The organism is Paraburkholderia silviterrae (assembly GCF_004353915.1).
Classification (GTDB): Bacteria; Pseudomonadota; Gammaproteobacteria; order Burkholderiales; family Burkholderiaceae; genus Paraburkholderia; species Paraburkholderia silviterrae.
Genome location: NZ_SMRP01000018.1, coordinates 91,741 through 110,828, shown reverse-complemented (window position 1 = coordinate 110,828; position 19,088 = coordinate 91,741). Strand labels below are relative to the sequence as shown.

Sequence of the window (19,088 nt, the reverse complement as noted above, 5' to 3'; positions counted from 1 at the left end):
GCGGCGCACCGCATGCAGCTTGCGCGCCGAGTTTTTTGTGCCTTTTCGATGCGTGCCTCATCCGCAGCGTCGTTCGTTCAAAACGGCCTGCAAAGACAATGCGCCGAAGACAGAGCGGTGCGATTGACCGCATCGGCCTTTCGCAGTCCGGTACTAAACAAATTAAGGAAACTTCCTTAATTGATGGCGAAGTCTAACGATGCGCAGCGTGCCGCCACATCGTCCGAATGGATTAGAGGCGATGCCTGAGCCAGGAATGCGGGCCCTTCGGATGAACGTCGAACCGATAGATTCCGTGCGCAATGACGATCGTCTGGACATCAACGTCCACGATCGAGGTTTTGTACTTTCTAAATCTCTACTGACGTCCGGATTCGAAGATGCAATACTTGCATTTTCGAGCTGGCTTGAAATGCGTCACGTCGCATGGAGGATGGCATGTGTTGATGGAGATAACTCGATCCACCGGGGAGGGCCGGTCAGCGCAAGGGGAAACGAGCATCGCCGAATTCAGCGAGTTGCTTTCGTGCGTTTATCAGGGGGCGCTTGAAACCCCACCCTGGGCGCATGGACTCGAATTGATTCGCACGAAGTTGCAGGCGGTCTGGGTGACGCTGATCCTGCGCGCTCCCGCTCGCGACGGGCGTGCACCGCTGCTGGTGCATGCGTGCGAAGCGAGCCATGTGGTGCCAGGCGACTGGGAGGCGTCGTACAACCAGCATTACTTTTTGCTCGATCCGTTCGTCGGACTGCCCGCCGATCGCGTCGTCACGGTCGATGAAGTCTTCGGCGAAACCGGCTGGCTGTCGAGCGAGTTGTACAAGCAATTCCTGAAGCCGCAAGGTATCCGCTATATCCTCGGCGCCGACCTGCGCACGCCGTCCGGTGTCGAATGTCGGTTCCGCGTGTGCCGGACGAGCGCTTCAACCGAGTATTGCGCGAGCGACAAGGCGATCTGTGGGCTAGTGCTGCCGCATCTGAAGCAGGCGATCGAACTGCATTCGCGGCTTGACGTAGTCGGGGTCGAACGCGAGGTCTACGCGAATACGGTCAACCGCATGCAGATCGGCATGATCACGCTCGACGAAAATGGCGCAATTATCGACATTAACAGCTCCGCCGGCGAAATCATCGACCAGGCCAATGGTTTGTGCATCGTCTGCGACAGGATCGCGGCGTCTGACGCACAAGAAAATCGCCGGCTCAAACAACTGGTCCGCCGAGCAATTGCGGGGTATTACGAACCTGCGTCCGCGATTGCCGAAGCCATGCCGATCTCGCGTGGTGCCAGCGCGTCGCGCCTTGGCCTGCTCGTGCGCACGATCCCATTGTCGGACTGGTCGGGAGACAACAAGCGGCGGCCGGCCGTCGCGCTGTTTCTGCGCGACCCGGACCGCAAGCCGCAGGGCGCGCTGGCGATCATCCGCAAGCTATTCGACCTGACGCCCGCCGAGGCGTCGCTCGCCTTCCTGCTGACGAATGGGCTGTCGCTCGATGAAGCAGCGAACGACGCGGGCATCAGCAAAAACACCGCGCGTGCGCACCTGCGCTCGATTTTCTCGAAGACCGGCGTGACGCGGCAGGCAACCCTCGTGCGGCTTCTGTTGGGGAGTATGGTACCGATTGGGTAATCGGCGCAGGGGCATACTTACGGATTTGATTTGCTACTGCTACGGCCGTCCGCAACAACAACTTGCTCAGCCATGACCCCGAGCCGCTTCTGCTCATCGATACAATGAGCGGATAGACTCCGCCGCTCGCACTCATGCAACGTTTCGGCGTCAGTCGGATGGCCGTCATCGGGGCATCGGCAAAGTACGCGCGCCTACCGCCCAAGCGCAAACACGCAGGTGTGTATAAGCACACCCACAAAGCCGCCGACAAACGTCCCGTTGATCCGGATGAACTGCAAATCGCGGCCAATTTCCGCTTCGAACTTGCCGCTCACCTCTTGCGCGTTCCAGCCTTTCACGACGTCGGCGATCATGGCGGACAGCCGATTGCGGTAGCGCGCGAGCAGCGCCCGCGCCAGATCGAGCCACCACGCGTTCAGCTTTCGCTGCGTCGTGGGCGTGCTTTCGATGGCCTCGCCAAAGGACACCAAAGCGCCGGCGATCACACCGCGCACGACCGGCTGTGCGCTTTGCGCATCGGCAGCCACGAGCAATCGCACGCGATCGAACACCACCCGGCTATAACCGCACGCCTTGAAATGCCGGATGCCATCGCGCAACAGCAGTCTGCCTAATCTACGATACGCGGGTGCGGTTTGCAGATCGCGCGAAAGCGCTCGCACGGCCTCGTCGAACTGCCCCCTCAGCTCATGATCGGGATTGTCGGCCGCTTCATGAATCAGCGCGACGATGCCTTCGACGAATTTGTTGACGATATAGGCGTCGAGCAGTGCAGGCGTGAATCGCGACGCTTCGCTGAATTTCGCCGTGATGAGATCGACGTTATCCGTCAACCATGTCTTCATCGCGCTCAGCCCGCGATCCAGCAGCGGCTGATGGCGATCGCCCTCGGTCAGCATGTCGAGGACCTGGCCGGCGATGCGGGACACATCGAGCCTGCGGGCCTCTGCGAACACAAACCGGTCGAATAGCGCTTCGACATCCGCCTCGTCAAGGCGTTCGAGCAGGCGCGGCAATGAATCGGCCACCAAACCCGCAATCGCCGCACTGTTCTCTCTTTCCGCCAGCCATGTCGCCAGCGCATGCGCGGCGTTGTATTCGTTCAATCGCCCCACAACCAGCTCAGTCGTCAGGAAGTTCTCTTCCACGAAGCTGCCCAGACTCTCCCCAATGCGCGCCTGGTTGTTGGGAACAATGGCCGTGTGCGGAATGGGAATACCCATAGGATGCCGAAATAGCGCCACCACCGCATACCAGTCCGCAATGGCCCCTACCGTGCCCGCTTCCGCGAACGCGCGCGGCCACGCGAGCCATGGATAGGCCGCCTGCCAGACGACACACGCGAACAACAGCACGATCATGGCCATCAGCAAACAGGTCGCCGTTGCGCGCATGCGCTTGAGGCGCGTGAGCTTGTCGTCAGCCACTGCGCGGGTCTTCGTGCCCGCGAGCGGCTCCTTCTCGTTGGCTACCGCGCTCAACTCGTCTCCTGCCCGAGAAATCGCTTGACCAGCGGCGCGACTTCCCGCGCACGCGTGATGAGGAACAGGTGGCCATCGTCGATCACATGCAGCGTCGCTTTGGGTATCCGCGCAGCAAGAATCTTCGCGTTCGTGAGCGGCACAATGGGATCGTCGTTGCCATGCATGACGAGCGTCGGCTGGCGCAGCGCACCGAGCCACGGCAGGCTCGTCCACCCCGACGCCGCCAGCAACTGGTAAAGATAGCCGCGGCCGCGCGGCGCCTGAATGTGGCGGCTGTGCTCGTCGAGCAGCGTAGCGTCGCGCCGGTAGGCGCCGCCGTAAATCTCGGCGCCAACCTCCTTCAGATACGCCGGATCGGTGTAGCGGCGCGGGCCGACCAGCTTCGCCAATACGGACAGCCGCGCCGGCACCATGATCACGCCCGGCGACGTGGCCGCGAGAATCAGCTTGCGGCACCGGCGTGGGTAAAGATGCGCGAACTGCTGCGCGAGCGCACCGCCCCACGACACGCCGAGCACGTCGACAGGTCCCGCGTAGCCGAGGCGCGTCAGCAGCTTCTCGGAGAGCACTGCGAGCGTCGAGAAGCGGTAGGGAATCAGCGGAGCGGGCGAGCCGCCAACGCCGGGCACATCGAAGACGATCACCGTCACGTCGTCGAGCGCGGCGGCGAAAGGCTCGACCAGTTCGAGATTCGCGCCGATGCCATTGAATAACAGCAGCGGCACGCCATCGTCACGGCCGCGGCGAACCCCGACGCGCAGCAACTGGCCGTCCAGATCGAGTGTCTGGATTTGCATGACTTCGACCACCTCCGGGCTTGTTTGTATGTCGTTCATCCGGTCGTTTCCCCTGCCAGGACGTTGTGTGATGGTGGGTAATGGCACGTAGCGTCACGCCATGTCACGCGATGGCCCGCAACGGCAGCGGCTCGCGCGGGCCCGCTGGATCACTTCTTGACTTGCACGAGCGCCTTGACTTCCTCGACATGCTCGGCAAAGCGCTTCGTCACGACCGCGATGCTGTCGGTCTGGGCGCGATACGCCGCGTCCGCCAGCTCCTGCATGTCGATAAAGGCTTTTTGCAGCGCATTCTTCACGTCTTCGCCAGCAATCGCGCCGCCAACGCTCTCCGGCTTCGCCAGCCGCGAGACCAGCGACTGCAACTCGGTCATCTTCGCGCGGAAAATGTCCACCTGCTTCTGGCTGACTTGCTGCACGCCCGCGAGCGCGGTCATGTTGGCCTCGGCAAGCGCCTCGACGTCTTTACGGCGCGATTCGAGAAATGCCGCAACGTCCACGCCCGGAAGCTTGAACTGCGTGATGAGTTTCGTGTATTCGGCAAAGATGCCGCTGGGGTTCGTCGATACCATGCCTGGATCTCCTGATTGAATGTAAAAGATAAAAATTCGCGTTCGAGGCCGAGAGCCCGTCACGCCTCCAGAACGTACGTTCCGGGCGCAGCGGCAAGCGCCGGATGCCGTTCGCTGCCGGGTGCGGCCGGCGCTGCGCGCCTGGCTCCCGAGCGCTCCACCAGCCAGTCGCGCCAGTTGGCCCACCAAGAGTCTTTCTCGGTTTGCGCAGCGCTCAGCCATGCATCCGCATCCGCGGGCAGCGCGGGATTGAGGAAATACTTCGCCTTGGGATTGCCCGGCGGATTGATGAGGCTCTGGATATGGCCGCTCGAGCTCAGCACGAAGCGCGTATTGCCGCCAAACTGGCGCGCCGTGCCATACACGCCCTTCCACGGCGTGATGTGGTCGGTGATGCCCGCCACCACGTACTTGTCGCACGTGACTTGCGAGAGGTCCACCGGCGTGCCCAGCACCGTCAGCGCGCCCGGCCTGCTGAACAGGTTCTCGGTGAAAATATCGAGCAACTGGCCATGGAATTTCGCCGGCAGCCGGGTCGTGTCGTTGTTCCAGTAAAGCACGTCGAACGCGGGAGGCGCATTGCCCATCAGATAGTTGTTGACCCAGTAATTCCAGACCAGATCGTTGGGGCGCATCCACGCGAATATGCGGCCCATCTCCTCGCCCGCCAGCACGCCGCGTGCGATGCTGTGCTGCTTGGCCGCCGCAACGGCTTCGGGCGTGGCAAAGAGGCCAAGCTGCGAGTCTGCGGAATTGTCGAGCACGGCCACCATCAGCGTGGTCGCGTTGACCGTCTTGTCGCCACGGCTCGCGAGATGCCCGAGCAGCGCGGAAATCGTCATCGCGCCGGAGCAGGCGCCGTGCACGTTGACGTCCTCGCTTCCAGTGATCTCGCGCACGGCCTCGATCGCCTCGATGAGCGCGCTCACATAGGTGTCGAGATCCCAATGGCTGTGCGCGCTGGTCGGATTGCGCCAGCTCACGACAAAGGTCTGCAGTTCGTTCTTGACCAGATAGTCGACGATGCTCTTGCCCTCGGCCAGGTCGAAGACATAGAACTTGTTGATCTGGGGCGGCACGATCAGTTGGGGTCGGCTATAGACCTCGGTGGTTGCCGGCGAATATTGAATCAGCTCGAGCAATTCATTGCGAAAGACCACCACCCCTTTGGACGTGCCCAGGTTCTTGCCCACTTCGAACGCCGTCTTGTTCACCTGTGCCGGCATGCCCTGATTCTTGAGCAGGTCGTTGACAGCGTTGTTCAAGCCATCGAGCAGGCTCATGCCGCCCGAATCCACGACCTTCTTGATTGCGGCCGGATTGCCGAGCAGCGTGTTGGTGGGCGATGCCGCATCGGTAATGAGCGAGGCCACGAACTTCGCGCGCTCTTTCGTGTTCGCGTCGAGCCCCGAGCGCTCGACAAAGCCGGCGATCGAATCGCGCCAGGCGAGATAGCCGCGCATGGTCATGCTATAGATGGGGTTCTGCTGCCAGGCCGTATCGGCGAAGCGCTTGTCGCCTTGCGGCGGCGCGCTTTGCGCCTGCCCCGTGACGATGCCCAGCATGTCGCGGGCCAGCGTCATTTCCTGCTCCATCACGAGCGCGGGCTGACGCATCGCCTGGGCGCCGATCTGCTGCACGGTGGCCAGCACATCGCAGGGCCGCAGGCCAACGAACGGATTCGGACCCGGCAGCGCTTGCGCGACCGAAGCGGCAAACGCATTCGCGCTCTCGCTTTGCCGGGGATTTTCAGTGACTACTGCCATGGGGTGCTCCTCGAGAATCTCTTGCACTTCGTACGAACGGGTACGCAGATATGGGGTCACGCGATCAGCATCGCGAGCGTCTGGGCGATCAACGCGGGCTTGTCCTCGCCTTCGATCTCCAGCGTGTTCGTGGTGTTGATCAGAATGCGCCCGCCGCCCTTGTTCTCCACCGATGCGAGCGTGACGCGGCTACGCACGCGCGCGCCCGCTTTCACCGGCGTCATGAAGCGGACCTTGTCGAGGCCATAGTTCAGTCCCGCTGAAGCGTCCTTGGGGACAATGCCGATCTCGATCGCAAGACTCGCGAGCAGCGACAAGCTCAGATAGCCGTGCGCGATGGTGCCGCCGAAAGGGCTCTCGCGGTTGGCGCGCTCGACATCGACATGAATCCATTGCCGGTCGCCGGTGCACGCGGCAAACGCATCGATGCGCGCCTGATCCACGACCACCCAGTCCGACACGCCCAGTTCCCGGCCCACGAAATCGCCGAGGGTGTCGACGCGGTAGTTCTCCATACTCATGTCTCCTGACCCGCTCACTCAGACGAACTGCTCGCGCAGCCCTTTCTTGTTGATCTTGCCGACGCTCGTCTTGGGCAGCGCTTCGACGAATTTCACGACCTGCGGCACCGCATATTTAGAAATCCTTCCCGTTTCGCTGAACGCGAGCACATGCCGCTTGATCTCATCCTCGTTGACGGCCACGCCCTCTTTGAGCACGACCAGCGCAACCGGCCGCTCGCCCCACTTTTCGTCCTTGATGCCGATGACGGCCACTTCGGAGACGCCCTCGTGCTGCGAGATCAGGCTCTCGACTTCGACCGACGAGACCCACTCGCCGCCCGACTTGATGACGTCCTTCAGGCGGTCGGTGATCTGCACGTTGCCGGTTGGATCGATGCTCGCGATGTCCTGGGTATGGAGATAGCCGCCGGCCCAGAGTTGCGCGCTGGCGTCCGGATTGTTCAGATAGCCCTGGGTGAGCCAGGGCGCACGCGCGACGATCTCACCCGTGGCTTTGCCGTCGCGTGCGAGATCGGCCATGCCGTCGTCCACCACACGAAGCTCGACGAGCGGGACTGGAAAACCGGTCTTGCAGCGCAGGCGAACCTGCTCGTCGGCGTCCAGTGCTTCGGCGCCGGGCGGCAGTTGCGCGAGACTCAGCACCGGGCAGGTCTCGGACATGCCATAGCCGGCGAACACGTCGATGCCGCGCTCGAGCGCCGCCTGCGCGAGTCCGAGCGGCAAGGCGCTGCCGCCGATGATGACCTTCCACTTGCTGAAGTCCGTCGCCTTGCTTTGCGGGCACGTGAGCAGCATGTGCAGGATGGTGCCGACGCAATGCGAAAACGTGACGCCTTCGTCCTCGATCAGTTTCACGAGACGCTCCGGCGCATAGCGGCCCGGGTAGACCTGCTTCACGCCCATCACCGTGGCGATATAGGGCATGCCCCACGCGTGCACGTGGAACATGGGCGTGAGCGGCATATACACGTCACCGCGATGAAAGCGCTGCCCGGCAACGGGACTCGCGAGCGCCGCCATGAGCGTGAGGGTGTGCAGCACCAGTTGACGATGCGAAAAATAGACGCCCTTCGGCAGGCCGGTCGTGCCGGTGGTGTAGAAAGTGGTCGCGCGCGTGTTCTCGTCGAAATCCGGAAACTCGTAGCGCGTGCTGCTCGCCGCGAGCATCGCCTCGTATTCGTTTGCAAACGCAATGCTGTGCGCGGGGGCCTCGCTGCCAGGCTCGTCGATCCAGATGAACGTGCGCACCTTCTCCAACTGGTCCTTGATCGACTCGACCACCGGGATGAAGTCGGTATGAACGAGCAGGACTTCGGCGCCCGCGTGGTTGATCGTCCAGGCGATCTCAGCCGGGGAAAGACGCACATTGACGGTCTGCAGGACCGCGCCCATCATCGGCACCGCGAAATAGCTTTCGAGGTAGCGGTGGCTGTCCCAATCCATGACCGCGACGGTGGTGCCATGCTGTACGCCATGCTGGCTCAGGCCGTTGGCGAGTTGCGCAATGCGCTCGCGCAGCGTCGCGTACGTCATCCGGACCTGACCCCGATAGACGATTTCCTGGTCCTGCGCCTGAGCAAAAGGCGTATGCAATAGCTGCTTGATCAGCAGGGGGTAGGCGTAGGCACCCGCCGTCTGCACGTCTTCCGACATCGATATCTCCTTGTCTCACCGAAATGGATGGCACGCACGCCGGTGGGGTGTTCTAGTTCTAATTGCGGTGGCGGCCGATGACTCAATCATGCGGACTTCGACGGGGGGGCAATATCCCCTGAATGGGGGAGCGCAGTGTGAAGCGCGTAAAAGTGCGCACCGCCGATGATTTAAAAATCTCATCACAACAATTCGCTCCGATTGTTGGACGAGATCGGCCAGACGCCTAAGATTTGGCGCAGCCATCACCAAACATCACCCAACATCACCAAACGGAGCTATTCATGCCGATGACCCATGTGTCGATGCGCAAGGGCAAACCCGCATCATTCCGCACCGCCGTTCTCAAGGGCATTCACGCCTCGCTGCACGAGGCGCTGGGTGTGCACCCTGAAGCGTTCTTCATGACGATCACCGAGCACGACGAGGCCAACTTCCTCGCCAACGAGACGTTCCCGTTCAAGCGGGGCCCCGACCTGCTGCTGATTCAGATCACGCTGACCGCGGGCCGCAACGCCGACGACAAGAAACGCTTCTACGAGCACCTCGTGAAGACGCTGCAGGCCAACCCCGGCGTGGATCCCGCAGACGTCTTCATCAACATCATCGAAGTGGCCACGGAGAACTGGTCGCCGGGCAACGGGCTGGCCGGCCGCAACGCCGCCATTCCGGCTGCTGCCGCAAGCTGAGGCGACTCGCCATCCGCTTTCCTGACTCCCTGCCATTCAATATGGAATCCTCATGAACAAGCCGTACGCCGTTCCGCTTTCTCCCCGTGGCCTGTCGAGCATCGCGCCCCCGCCGCCCTGGCACTACGCCGGCGACTTCATCCTCGTCGAATTCTGGGCCGACCCGGCAGCCGCAGCCGCCGTGCTCCCCAAAGGCCTGAGCATCGATCCCGCGTCCGCGGGCCACGCAACCGCCCTCTTCATCGACTGGCAATTCACCGCCAGCAACGACGAAATGCTCGATCCGGCGCGCTATCAGTACCGCGAGTTTTTCGTTCTCGTCGACGCCCTGCATGAGGGCAAGCCCGTTTCCTTTTGCCCGTATATCTTCGTGGACAACGATTCGGCCATGATGCGCGGGCTGATCCAGGGCTTCCCGAAGCGTTACGGCCAGATTCATCAGACGCGCACATTCGCTGCGCTCAGTCCGGCGGCGGCGCCCGTCGCAGCGGGTACGCGCTTCGCCGCGACGGCCTCGGCCGCGGGACAACGGCTGGCCCACGCCGAAGTCAAGCTCGAGGCGGCGATTCAGGACGTGTCGAAGCTCGGCATCGCCGGCCGCCCGGTGGTCAATCAGCGTTACTTTCCGCGTCTTGCTGCCGGTCAGCACGATATGCCCGCGGTGAACGAACTCGTTCTCTCCATCATGGACAACGCGCAGATCGCCGACGTGTGGGCAGGCGAAGGCAAGCTGACGTTCCCATTCGCGCAAGGCGAGGAAATTGCGGATCTCCAACCCGTGCGCGTGGGCGCCGGCTACCGCGGCTCCATGGCCTATAGCGTGACGGATCTGAAAACGCTGGTCGATCACACGAAATAAGCCGACCTGGAAAAGCGCGGGACAGAGGTGCCGGCCGTCGACGTCCCGCAGGCGCCGACAACGCGCATTCGCTGCTTGACCTATACTTTTTGAAGTGCTTCAGGAAATCGGGTCAGTAGATGATTTTCCTTGCACCTGGTATCGGGCATTCACGTCGCCGCAGCCGCCAGTTCTCACGCGAGGCGCAGCGGTCACGCTGATTGCCCAACTCATGGTCAAGCAGGCGGCGATCGGCTGCGTCGATATTCCAGCCCAATTCTGGAGGAACGCATCATGCACAAGGCAATCAGCACGTTAATCGCGGCCGGCGCCGCGCTCGCGCTATCTGGCGTTGCATACGCACAGAACAACACGCTGGCGACCCCGACCACCAAATCGCCGGCAGCGGCAGCCGTGCCGCCGTCCAATGCAACGAGCGGCTACGGCATGCCGGGCGCCACCAGCTCGGACAGCGGCATGGGCGCCGCTGCGCCGAACTCGGGCATGCAGAACGGCATGAGCAATAGCGCGGCACCCGGCGCCGCCGCGTATGGGACCAACAACACGCTGGCCACCCCGAGCACCAAGTCGCCGGGTGCCGGCCAATAATTGCGCCCATCTGAGATTCGCGTCCGTCGTTCACGCTCCGTCGCAAGCCAGGCCGCTGTCCCCGCGAACAGCGGCCTTTTCTTTCTCCCCGTCTTTCGCGGCATTTGGCGCGATAATAGGCACACCGCGTATCCATCCGGCAACGTGCTTCCGTATTGCTATGTTTTTTGATTGCTTCCCATGGCACACATAACCGACACGTCCGAAGCAATGCGGACGAACCAATGGTTCCGCACGTTGCCGCCGCAAGAGCAAGAGGCATTGATTCGCAAAAGCGAATCAATCACGCTCCGTCCCGGCGAATATCTGTTCCGTCGCGGCGATGCGCCCACGGGTTTTTACGGCATCAAGAGCGGCCGGCTCAAAGCCTTCACCCTGCGCGAAGACGGCAAAGAGGCAATCCTGGCCGTGATCGAAGCGGGCAACTGGTTTGGGCAGACCTCGCTCACCAACCGCCAGCCTCGTCCGCGCGACGTCGTCGCGCTCGATCGCTCAACACTTTTCGTGGTCCGCACCGCCGCCTTCGAGGAGCTGATGCAGAGCACCGTGTTCGTGCGTGCGATTGCCGAGTTGCAGTCGATCCATATGCATTGGCTCTATCGCATGGTGGAAGACGCCACGCTCCATTCGACGCGCGCGCGCATCGCCCGCCGCCTGCTGCTGCTAGCTTCGGGCGACGTCACCGTGGCGCCGCAGTGCCGCCACGACGTGAGCCTCTCGCAGGACACCCTGGCGATGATGCTGGGCATCACACGCCAGACGCTCTCGCTGGAGCTCAAGGCGATGGCGGAAAAAGGCGCGATCACGCTCAAGTACGGACGCATCGAAATCTGTTCGAAGGAACTGCTTGCGTCGTTCCAGGAATAGCCGGGATCGCGCCGTGGGCCCCGCAGGCTAGAACAAATGCCGCAAGCCCGCCGTCACGCCCAGCTGCGTCGTGCCGAACGCGGAGCTTACTGCATTGATGCCCTGGAACTGCGCGCCCACCATGCCGCCGTGGTACAGCGAATAGTCCACTTCCAGATAGGTGTCCGTGCGCTTCGACCAGTTGTAGTCCGCGAGCAACTGGAACTGTGTCGCGTTGCCATCCGCGGGCTGCGTCTTGCCGGTCTGGATCGTGCGCCACACGTTGGCCGAAAGATGGGTCGCAAAGCCGATCTGCTGCGTCACGCCCCCGTAGAACATCTGCCGCTGGCTGAACGTGTTGAATTTCAGCGCGCTCAACGCGGGTTGGGAGAACGGCCCGTTGGGGAAATTGCCGACGAAGCCCGCGTCCTGCCGGTTGACCGCCCAGCCCGCCGTCACGGTCGTCGAGGCGAATGTGTACGACCCGCCGGCGGTCCACGATTTGAGGTGCGCCGATGAGTTCACCGCATCGCGCGAGTCGAGATAGGCCGCGGCGAAGGTCAGCGGCGCTGCCGGCAAATAGAGAATGGACGCGCCAATCTGGCTGCCCGCGCCAAACTGGCCCGCGTTGCCGCCAAACGCATACGAGACCTCGGCCGTGAGGTACTGCCAGCGCGCGGCGTACTTGACCATGTTGCTCGTCCACACGCCCTGGGCCATCATGACTTCGGGCCGGAACTGATAGAACGTCGGCAGCCAGCGGTTCGTCACGTAGGCGCTGAGCACGGCGTCGGAAAGCGGATTGAGCTGGCGCCCCATCGTGAGCTTGCCGAAGGTGCTCGATTGCAGGCCCACAAAGGCCGTATTGAAGAACGGATAAGCCGGATCGGTCGCCCCCGAGTTCGGAAAGAAGCGGTTTTCCATATTGAACACCACCTTCGTGCCGCCCCCGATATCCTCCACGCCCTTGATGCCGAAATAGCTCTCGCTTGCGCCGCTCGTCATTTGATACTGCGAATCGCCGGCCGGATTCGCGTGCGTCGTGTAGCGCAAGCCGGCATCGACGAGTCCGTAAAGCGTCACCGACGATTGCGCGAATACCGGCACGCAATACAACGTCACCGTTGAAATGACACCGGCTAGCAGTCCCGTCCTGGCTGGGCCGCGCAATATCGATTTGCGTGCGCGCGACACCGGTTCGCGCGTCGACAACGCTCGCAAAGGCGGGTGCGCGCACTGCGGCCTTGCGGCGACGCGTTTATTTATCTTCTCCGCCCGGCTAGCTCGCCCTGGAATGGCCTGACCAAGCAATCTCCTTACCTTCCTCATGCAATGACTCCATCTTATGGTTATGTCGTACTCCAAAACATATGAATCACATCAATGGCTTTCCAGCCTGCCCGCTCCGCCGCGTTTCAAGTCCTCGCTACCTGGCGAGGCTCGTCATGCCAATCTGAACGTCCTTGATGATTTTCCCGTCTCCTGGCGTGAGCGTTGCGCCCACAGCCATACGTTGCCCGGGAAAAATTGTTCGGACAGTCAGAAAATTTACATTTCCCGCCTTCCGTTAGCCGATGTCGGGAACGCACGACGAGCTCAGCCAAGCCGCGCCGGGCACAAGCCCGGCGCGGCTGCCGCCCGTCATTTGGGCAGCAGCTTGCGGCCCCACAGGCCGACTTCCTCCAGCGTGGCGGCCGCCTCGGGCAAGAACGGGAACAACGTGAAGACGTGGACCGAATCGTCCACCATGTTCAACGTTACGTCCGCGCCCGCCTCCCTGGCGCGCTCCGCGAAGCGCGTCGTGTCGCTCTCCAGCACCTCGCCGCGCACGGCGGCGAGATACACCGGCGGAAGGTCCGCGAGGTCGGCAAAGAGCGGCGACACCATCGGGTCGGTCGGCTCGTGGCCCTGGAAGTAGGACGCCACGAGGTTGGCCAGCGTCTCGCGGTTCGCGGCCGGGTCGTCGCCCGAGTTCGCAAGAATCGAGGGGCCTTCGAGCGTGAGGTCGGTCATCGGGCAGATGGCGATCACGCCCGCCGGCAACGGCAGTCCCGCGCGGCGCAACGCGGCCGCCAGCGCAAGCGCGAGCCCGCCGCCGGACGACTCGCCGCTCAGGAAGACCGTGGCCGGATCCACGCCCGTTGCGAGCAGGCCGCGCCAGGCGCTAAATGCATCGTCGATGGCCGCCGGATACGCATGCTCGGGCGCGAGGCGATAGTCGGCCGTGTAGCACGGGCCGTTCAGCGTGCGCGAAAGCCGGCTCGCATATTCGACCGAACTCTGCGCCGATCCGAGCACGTAGCCGCCGCCATGGAAATGCAATACGGTGGCGCTTTGCCCGGCGCCTGCGGCCATCACCCGCAACGCGCTCACGCCATCGAGATCGACCGGGGTCACCTGGGTGCTGGCGGGCGCCGGGAACTGCGTGAGTAGGAAGCGTTCGTAGGCCGCGCGTTGCCCACGGTCGCCGCGCGCGACGTCGTCGGGCGTGAACACGCCTTTCCAGAGATCGAAGGCGCGCTGGCTTTCGGCGCGCGCCATGCGCTTGCCTTCGCGCGCCGCGCTCAGCCCCACGACCTCGCCCGGCGGCAGTTTGGCGGCCTCGAGAATGTCGTGGCCCCATGCGAACGACCACGAAATCTCGGCCAGCGGATCGATGCGCGAGAGCCCCTTCAGCCGCCCGTTGCGCTGGCGCACGCGCGCTTCGTCGGGCTCGTGCGCCCAGTCGACCACGTAGCGCGCCCCGGCCTGGATGCGCCGCGTGCGCGGCTGGCGCCGGGCCTCGTATTCGGTAAGCGCGACCTGCACGCCGGCCTTGCCGTGCTTGTCGAGGCAGCTCGCCAGCACCCAGGCGTCTTCGATCGACTGGCAGGCGCCTTGCGCGAGATACGGCACCATCGCATGCGCGGCGTCGCCGAGCAGCGCGATCCGGCCGACCGCCCAATTCTCGATGGGATCGCGGTGATACATGCCCGTGATGAAGGCCGAGTCCACTTCGTCCAGCATCCGCTGGACGGTCGGCTCGGAGCCTTCGAACGAGCGGCGCAGCTGATTGACGTCGCCCGATTGCGTCCACGACTCGCGGCTGACTTCGGTGGCCGGCACCGAGGCGAGAATGCTGTAGAGGTCCTTGCGCACCCAGTACGAGACGATATTGCGGCCGATGCCGAACCAGTTGTTCCCCGCCACCGGCAGATCGAGCCCCTTCAGCCGCTCCGCGGGAATCAGCGAGCGCCACATCAGGATGTTCGCAAACTGCTTCTCCTCCGGTCCCCGCAGCGCCGTGCGCACGGCCGAGTGAATGCCGTCCGCGCCTATCACCACGTCGCCGCGAATCACCTCGCCGCCTTTGAGCGTGACCCAGGCGCCGTCCGCGTCCTGCGAGACCGATTCGCACTCCGCGCCCAGCCGCACCACGCCGGGCGGCAGCGCCTTCGCGAGCAAGTCGATCAGATCGGCGCGGTGGACGTTATAGAGCAGCGCGCCATAACGCGCGGCGGCCTCCTCGCCGAGCGGGGCGTAATAGAGGCGCCGCCCCGTCGACAACTCGAGGTAATCGAAGCCCGAAGGCACCGTGGCAATGCTCGCCAGCGCGGGCTCGAGGCCCAGCTCGCGCAGCACGATAGTGCCGTTGGCGGCGATCTGCACCCCCGCCCCCACCTCGGTCAACTGCGGGGCACGCTCCAGTACAATCGGCTCGATTCCGTGGCGCAGCAGCGCCAGAGCGGTTGTGAGGCCGCCAATGCCGCCTCCAGCGATTACAACTTTCATGCTAAGTTTCTCCTACCGGGTTAATTAACCCAGTGTAGTTAGTTATCTCGATACGGTAAAGTAATGACCACACCAGGAAAAACCCTGCGTTCGGATGGCGCCGAGACGCGAACGCGCCTGAAAGAGGAAGCCCAGCGGCTGTTCGCGCTGCGAGGACTCGACGGCGTGTCCGTCCAGGACATCATTTCGGCGGCGGGACAGCGCAACAGCGCCTCGCTGCGCTACTACTTCGGCAACAAGCAGGAGCTGGCGCGCGAATTGATCGTCGACGGCGCGCGCCTGATCGACGAGGATCGCCAGGCGCGGGTCGACCGGCTGGAAGCGCAGGGAGGGATAACGGTGCGCGCGGTATTGGGCGCCCTGCTCTTGCCGATGTTCGAATTGGCCGATCGGACGGGCCAGGCGACTTACATCCGCATGATCGCCAATCTGCAGTTGAACAACCGCGCGTTCCTGCGCGAGGCGCTGGAAGACAAGTGGAACGTGGGCTATCAGCGCTGCAACGCGCTGCTGCGCGACCTGCTTGCGCAGATCCCGCCGGCCATCATCGATCACCGGCTCTCGCTCGTGGGCATCTATGGCAATGCCGCGCTGGCGGCGTGGGAGGCCAGCCGCGACGGTGGCGAGCCGGGGCGGCTCTGGTCGCCCGGCTATGCGGTGGCGAGTTTGATGGATAGTTTTGAAAACGTGCTCGTGTCGGCGCCTTCGGAGGAGACGCGCGCGTTGCTGGATGCGTCGTGAGGCGGACGTGTTCTCAGAAAATCTCCCCTGTCGCAATCGTGTATATCCGCGTCGCGTAACGATAAAACCTTCCCATCCGTCCGGCCGTTAACTCGTTCGCAAGCGAGGATCGCCACACGTTGTGCGGCGGCGCTCGCCTTGCGTCGATCCGCAAACCACATCGGCCGCTGGCGTCGCCCAGCCATGGCAAAGGGGACGCTCATGCGAAAACAACTCACCATACGCGGCGGGCTCTTTGCGACCATCGCCGCCTATACGGTGCTGCTCGTGCTGGTGGTGGGCGCGTGCATCGCCGGCCTTTACGCGAGCAATGGTTCGCTCGAGGCCATGTACCGCGACGACACCGCGTCGCTTTTGCACCTGAAAACAAGCTCCGAGCGAATGCTCGTCCTGCGTGAGCGCCTGAGCGACGTCGCACAGATCATCAGTGCCGGCCAGTCCGCCAAGGACGAGATCGCCCGGCTCCATACGCTGCTTGCGCAGAGCAACGACGAACTGGAGGCCTACTCGCGCCTGCACCAGCGCGACGCCGACGAGCAGGCCCTCTTCGAGACGCTGCGGAAAAATCGTCAGGCGCTGCTTGACCAGGTCTTCCTGAAGGCGATGTCACAACTCGACCACGACGACGCATTCAATTTCCTCGACACGCAGCGGGCCGCGCCGCCGGCGCTTTTCGTCGCGTATCAGGACGCGATTGGCGCGCTCGAAACGTTCCAGGTCGCACGTGAAAAGGCCCGCTTCGATGCTGCCGCCGCGCAGTTCCAACGGATCGTCTGGGGGATGGCCGCAGTGGCCGCGCTCGCGGTCGTGCTCGGCTTCATCGCGCAGCGCAAGCTCGCGAAGGCGATCGTCGAGCCGATCAATCTGGCTGTTGAGCACTTCGAAAGAATCGCAAAAGGCGATTTGACGGGCACTGTCGTGACGTCCCGCGAGAACGAGATGGCCTGGCTATTGAACGCCCTCAAGCAGATGCAGGCCGGCCTTATCGGGACCGTGAGCCAGGTGCGCGCGAGCACGCAAACGATCGTCGGCGACGTCCGCGTGATCGCGAGCGGCAATGTCGACCTCTCCGCGCGCACCGAGCAGCAGTCCGCGTCGCTGCAGCAGGCCGCGGCGAGCATCGAGCAATTGACGGCGGCAGTGAGCCAGAATGCGGCCAACGCCCGCGACGCACGCACTTATGTCGAGGGCGCGGCCGGCATCGCGACTCGTGGCAGGGAGGCCATGCAGCGTGTTGTCGAGACGATGTCGGCAATCTCGGAGAGTTCCGCGCGAATCTCGGGCATCGTCGGCGTCATTGAGAGCATTGCGTTCCAGACCAACATTCTCGCGTTGAACGCGGCCGTCGAGGCGGCGCGTGCAGGTGAGCAGGGGCGCGGCTTCGCGGTTGTCGCGACGGAGGTTCGCGGACTCGCACAGCGCTGCGCGTCCGCCGCGAAGGAAATCAAGGCATTGATCGGGAACGCCGGACGGCGTGTCGAAGACGGCAACGGCCTCGTCGCGCTCGCGGGCTCGACGATGGTCGAGCTCGTCACCGCGGTCGAGCGTGTGAATGCGATCATGAACGAGATCAGCGTCGCGTCCGAAGAGCAGTCTTCAGGCATCGAGCAGGTGAACGCCACGGTCACGCAGATGGAGCAGACAATGCAACGCAATTCCGCGCTAGTCGAGGAGGCAGCGGCCGTGGCGCTCTCGCTAGAGGAACAGAGCGCGAGGCTCAATGAAGCGGTGGCGCAGTTTCGGCTTCGCGAAGAGGCGTTGCCCAGCTGACGACGCTCCAGCTCTAGCAGGCGCGCGCGAGCGCACAGGAGATGCTGCAGCGCGCCCAGAACAGCGGGGACCGCGTGTCGCTCGACGAAGCGCATGTCGCCATGACCAACACCCTCTACTGGCTCGGCGACAGCGAAGAAGCACTCGCCTGCCTCGCGCGAGGCAATCTGATCGGCGTGACGAGAGACGATGCGCGCACGGGTTCGCAGGGAATCGATCTTGCGAGCCTTGCGTTGACATTCGAAGGCCTGGCCGCCTACCAGATCGGCGAGTTCGGGCAGGCCAGGCGCGCGATGGAAATGCTGATCCTGCGCGCTGGCGAGCCGGGTACGCACGCATTGGCGCACGCCGTCAATTTGCAGGGCGCCGCGTGGCTCGCTTGCCTTTTCGACGATCAGGCGCGACGCGGGCCGCTCGCGAGCGAGCTCGAATCGGTGTCGATCGCCAACGGCTTCGCTTTCTATCGCGGCATGGGCCAGATATTCCGCGGCGCCCATCTCAGCGCGCAAGGCATGAACGCGGAAGCCGAATACGAAGCGCGTGAAGACGCGCCACGACGCTAAATCCGGTGCGCAGGAAGAGAGCCCCTATACGGCGAAAAATCTCGATGGCGCCATTACGCACCTCGAGATCGTCGTTGCCGTCGACGACAACATCGCCGTTTTCGGTCGACGCTATTGGCTCGATCGCGTCAAGCGAATTGCGTCCACTCCGCAAATCGTGCCCGCCCAGGCCCAACGGCTGCGGCATTTGCTGGATCAAATCAAGGACGCTTGAGCGCCCGACACACCATGACGAAGGCAGGTTACCCGGATCGTCGGGGCGCTGTCGGGCGAACCATCGGCGGTCAATTGCCGAAGAAAAGGTTGCAGTAACTTGCGGGGCCGACGCACGACGATGGCGAGGGCCTCGACACCTGCATGACACCGCCTGAAGCCGAGGTACCGTTGATCGTCGTGCCGCCGACGTCACTGTCGCCCGCCTTTTGGCCGTCCTGTGCAGCGACCTTCGCTTCAGCAGCCTGAATTTTCTCGGGATACTTCGTTTGGTCGTCGTCGCCCACGCGATAGCCGGCCTGCTCGAGACGGATCAGTTCTGCGCGCACCTGCTCACGGGTGACGGGCCCGCTGCTCTGAGCGAAGCTGACGACTGGGCTTGCCAGCGCACAGCTGGCGATGACAAGGCAAGCAAGGGTTTTCATAGTGGATCTCCTTGATTTGCTGCTCGCTTAATAATCTGGATACCTAATAGAACACCGTAGCCGGCTCTGCAGGCAAACTGGACGTTGTGGTTGATATGGGGTGTGGAGTCGTCCGCGACTTAGCCGGCTTGACTCGGGGGCGGTTTGCGGATTATGTCAATCTCCCTCAAAGTGAGGTGGAAAACACCGTGCT

At 63.3% G+C, this 19,088-nt stretch carries 17 protein-coding genes and 1 pseudogene; 9 read left to right on the top strand and 9 right to left on the bottom strand.

Going from position 1 to position 19,088, the window contains the following annotated elements; all coding sequences use genetic code 11:
- The first annotated feature begins 446 nt into the window (after nt 1-446).
- Entirely contained in the window at nt 447-1,631 is a 1,185-nt protein-coding gene (locus EYW47_RS28135; RefSeq protein WP_133198169.1) for a helix-turn-helix transcriptional regulator, read from the top strand.
- A 194-nt stretch (nt 1,632-1,825) separates the two neighbouring features.
- Here the strand turns inward: EYW47_RS28135 and EYW47_RS28130 are convergent, their stop codons facing one another.
- The 6 genes from EYW47_RS28130 to EYW47_RS28105 form a co-directional block, all read right to left on the bottom strand.
- Nucleotides 1,826-3,115 carry a DUF445 domain-containing protein gene (locus EYW47_RS28130; RefSeq protein ID WP_240763953.1) on the bottom strand — a complete coding sequence of 430 codons (1,290 nt, stop codon included), beginning with the start codon at nt 3,113-3,115 and terminating at the stop codon, nt 1,826-1,828.
- Entirely contained in the window at nt 3,112-3,954 is an 843-nt protein-coding gene (gene phaZ / locus EYW47_RS28125; protein ID WP_205710169.1) for a poly(3-hydroxyalkanoate) depolymerase, read from the bottom strand. Before phaZ ends, EYW47_RS28130 begins: the two co-directional genes overlap by 4 nt.
- A gap of 110 nt (nt 3,955-4,064) precedes the next feature.
- Nucleotides 4,065-4,487 (bottom strand): phasin family protein, encoded by a 423-nt coding sequence (locus EYW47_RS28120; RefSeq protein WP_133198115.1) that lies wholly within the window; start codon nt 4,485-4,487, stop codon nt 4,065-4,067.
- 59 nt (nt 4,488-4,546) lie between these two features.
- Nucleotides 4,547-6,253 (bottom strand): alpha/beta fold hydrolase, encoded by a 1,707-nt coding sequence (locus tag EYW47_RS28115; protein ID WP_133198114.1) that lies wholly within the window; start codon nt 6,251-6,253, stop codon nt 4,547-4,549.
- Between the two features lie 56 nt (nt 6,254-6,309).
- On the bottom strand, nt 6,310-6,774 hold the full coding sequence (locus tag EYW47_RS28110) for a MaoC family dehydratase (protein ID WP_133198113.1): 465 nt from the start codon (nt 6,772-6,774) through the stop codon (nt 6,310-6,312).
- Between the two features lie 18 nt (nt 6,775-6,792).
- Complete coding sequence (locus EYW47_RS28105; RefSeq protein ID WP_133198112.1) at nt 6,793-8,430, bottom strand: fatty acid--CoA ligase; 1,638 nt, start codon at nt 8,428-8,430, stop codon at nt 6,793-6,795.
- Between the two features lie 284 nt (nt 8,431-8,714).
- On the opposite strand from EYW47_RS28105, the gene EYW47_RS28100 reads away from it, so the two are divergent.
- The 4 genes from EYW47_RS28100 to EYW47_RS28085 all read left to right on the top strand — a co-directional run bounded on the left by EYW47_RS28100 (nt 8,715) and on the right by EYW47_RS28085 (nt 11,433).
- Entirely contained in the window at nt 8,715-9,119 is a 405-nt protein-coding gene (locus EYW47_RS28100; protein WP_133198111.1) for a tautomerase family protein, read from the top strand.
- A 52-nt stretch (nt 9,120-9,171) separates the two neighbouring features.
- Nucleotides 9,172-9,978, top strand: a complete 807-nt coding sequence (locus EYW47_RS28095) for an acetoacetate decarboxylase family protein (protein ID WP_133198110.1) — start codon at nt 9,172-9,174, stop codon at nt 9,976-9,978.
- A gap of 273 nt (nt 9,979-10,251) precedes the next feature.
- Nucleotides 10,252-10,566: a hypothetical protein gene (locus tag EYW47_RS28090; protein ID WP_133198109.1), complete on the top strand. Its 315-nt coding sequence runs from the start codon at nt 10,252-10,254 to the stop codon at nt 10,564-10,566.
- A gap of 210 nt (nt 10,567-10,776) precedes the next feature.
- Nucleotides 10,777-11,433 carry a Crp/Fnr family transcriptional regulator gene (locus tag EYW47_RS28085; protein WP_240763952.1) on the top strand — a complete coding sequence of 219 codons (657 nt, stop codon included), beginning with the start codon at nt 10,777-10,779 and terminating at the stop codon, nt 11,431-11,433.
- A 27-nt stretch (nt 11,434-11,460) separates the two neighbouring features.
- Here the strand turns inward: EYW47_RS28085 and EYW47_RS28080 are convergent, their stop codons facing one another.
- Nucleotides 11,461-12,534, bottom strand: a complete 1,074-nt coding sequence (locus tag EYW47_RS28080; RefSeq protein ID WP_240763951.1) for a porin — start codon at nt 12,532-12,534, stop codon at nt 11,461-11,463.
- 519 nt (nt 12,535-13,053) lie between these two features.
- Entirely contained in the window at nt 13,054-15,183 is a 2,130-nt protein-coding gene (locus tag EYW47_RS28075; RefSeq protein ID WP_133198107.1) for an alpha/beta hydrolase fold domain-containing protein, read from the bottom strand.
- Between the two features lie 63 nt (nt 15,184-15,246).
- Here EYW47_RS28075 and EYW47_RS28070 point away from each other — a divergent pair, with 63 nt between their 5' ends.
- The 4 genes and pseudogenes from EYW47_RS28070 (at nt 15,247) to EYW47_RS28055 (ending at nt 18,471) form a co-directional block, all read left to right on the top strand.
- Entirely contained in the window at nt 15,247-15,924 is a 678-nt protein-coding gene (locus EYW47_RS28070; protein WP_133198106.1) for a TetR/AcrR family transcriptional regulator, read from the top strand.
- A gap of 201 nt (nt 15,925-16,125) precedes the next feature.
- Nucleotides 16,126-17,694 carry a methyl-accepting chemotaxis protein gene (locus EYW47_RS28065; protein WP_133198105.1) on the top strand — a complete coding sequence of 523 codons (1,569 nt, stop codon included), beginning with the start codon at nt 16,126-16,128 and terminating at the stop codon, nt 17,692-17,694.
- A pseudogene (locus EYW47_RS28060) lies at nt 17,688-18,224 on the top strand (sigma-54-dependent Fis family transcriptional regulator); the annotation flags it as partial. The gene EYW47_RS28065 and the pseudogene EYW47_RS28060, both read left to right, overlap by 7 nt.
- 10 nt (nt 18,225-18,234) lie before the next feature.
- Complete coding sequence (locus EYW47_RS28055) at nt 18,235-18,471, top strand: hypothetical protein (protein ID WP_133198104.1); 237 nt, start codon at nt 18,235-18,237, stop codon at nt 18,469-18,471.
- 70 nt (nt 18,472-18,541) lie between these two features.
- Here EYW47_RS28055 and EYW47_RS28050 read toward each other — a convergent pair whose 3' ends face one another.
- A complete protein-coding gene (locus tag EYW47_RS28050; RefSeq protein ID WP_133198103.1) occupies nt 18,542-18,895 on the bottom strand; it encodes a DUF4148 domain-containing protein in 354 nt (117 codons plus the stop codon).
- Between the last annotated feature and the right edge of the window lie 193 nt (nt 18,896-19,088).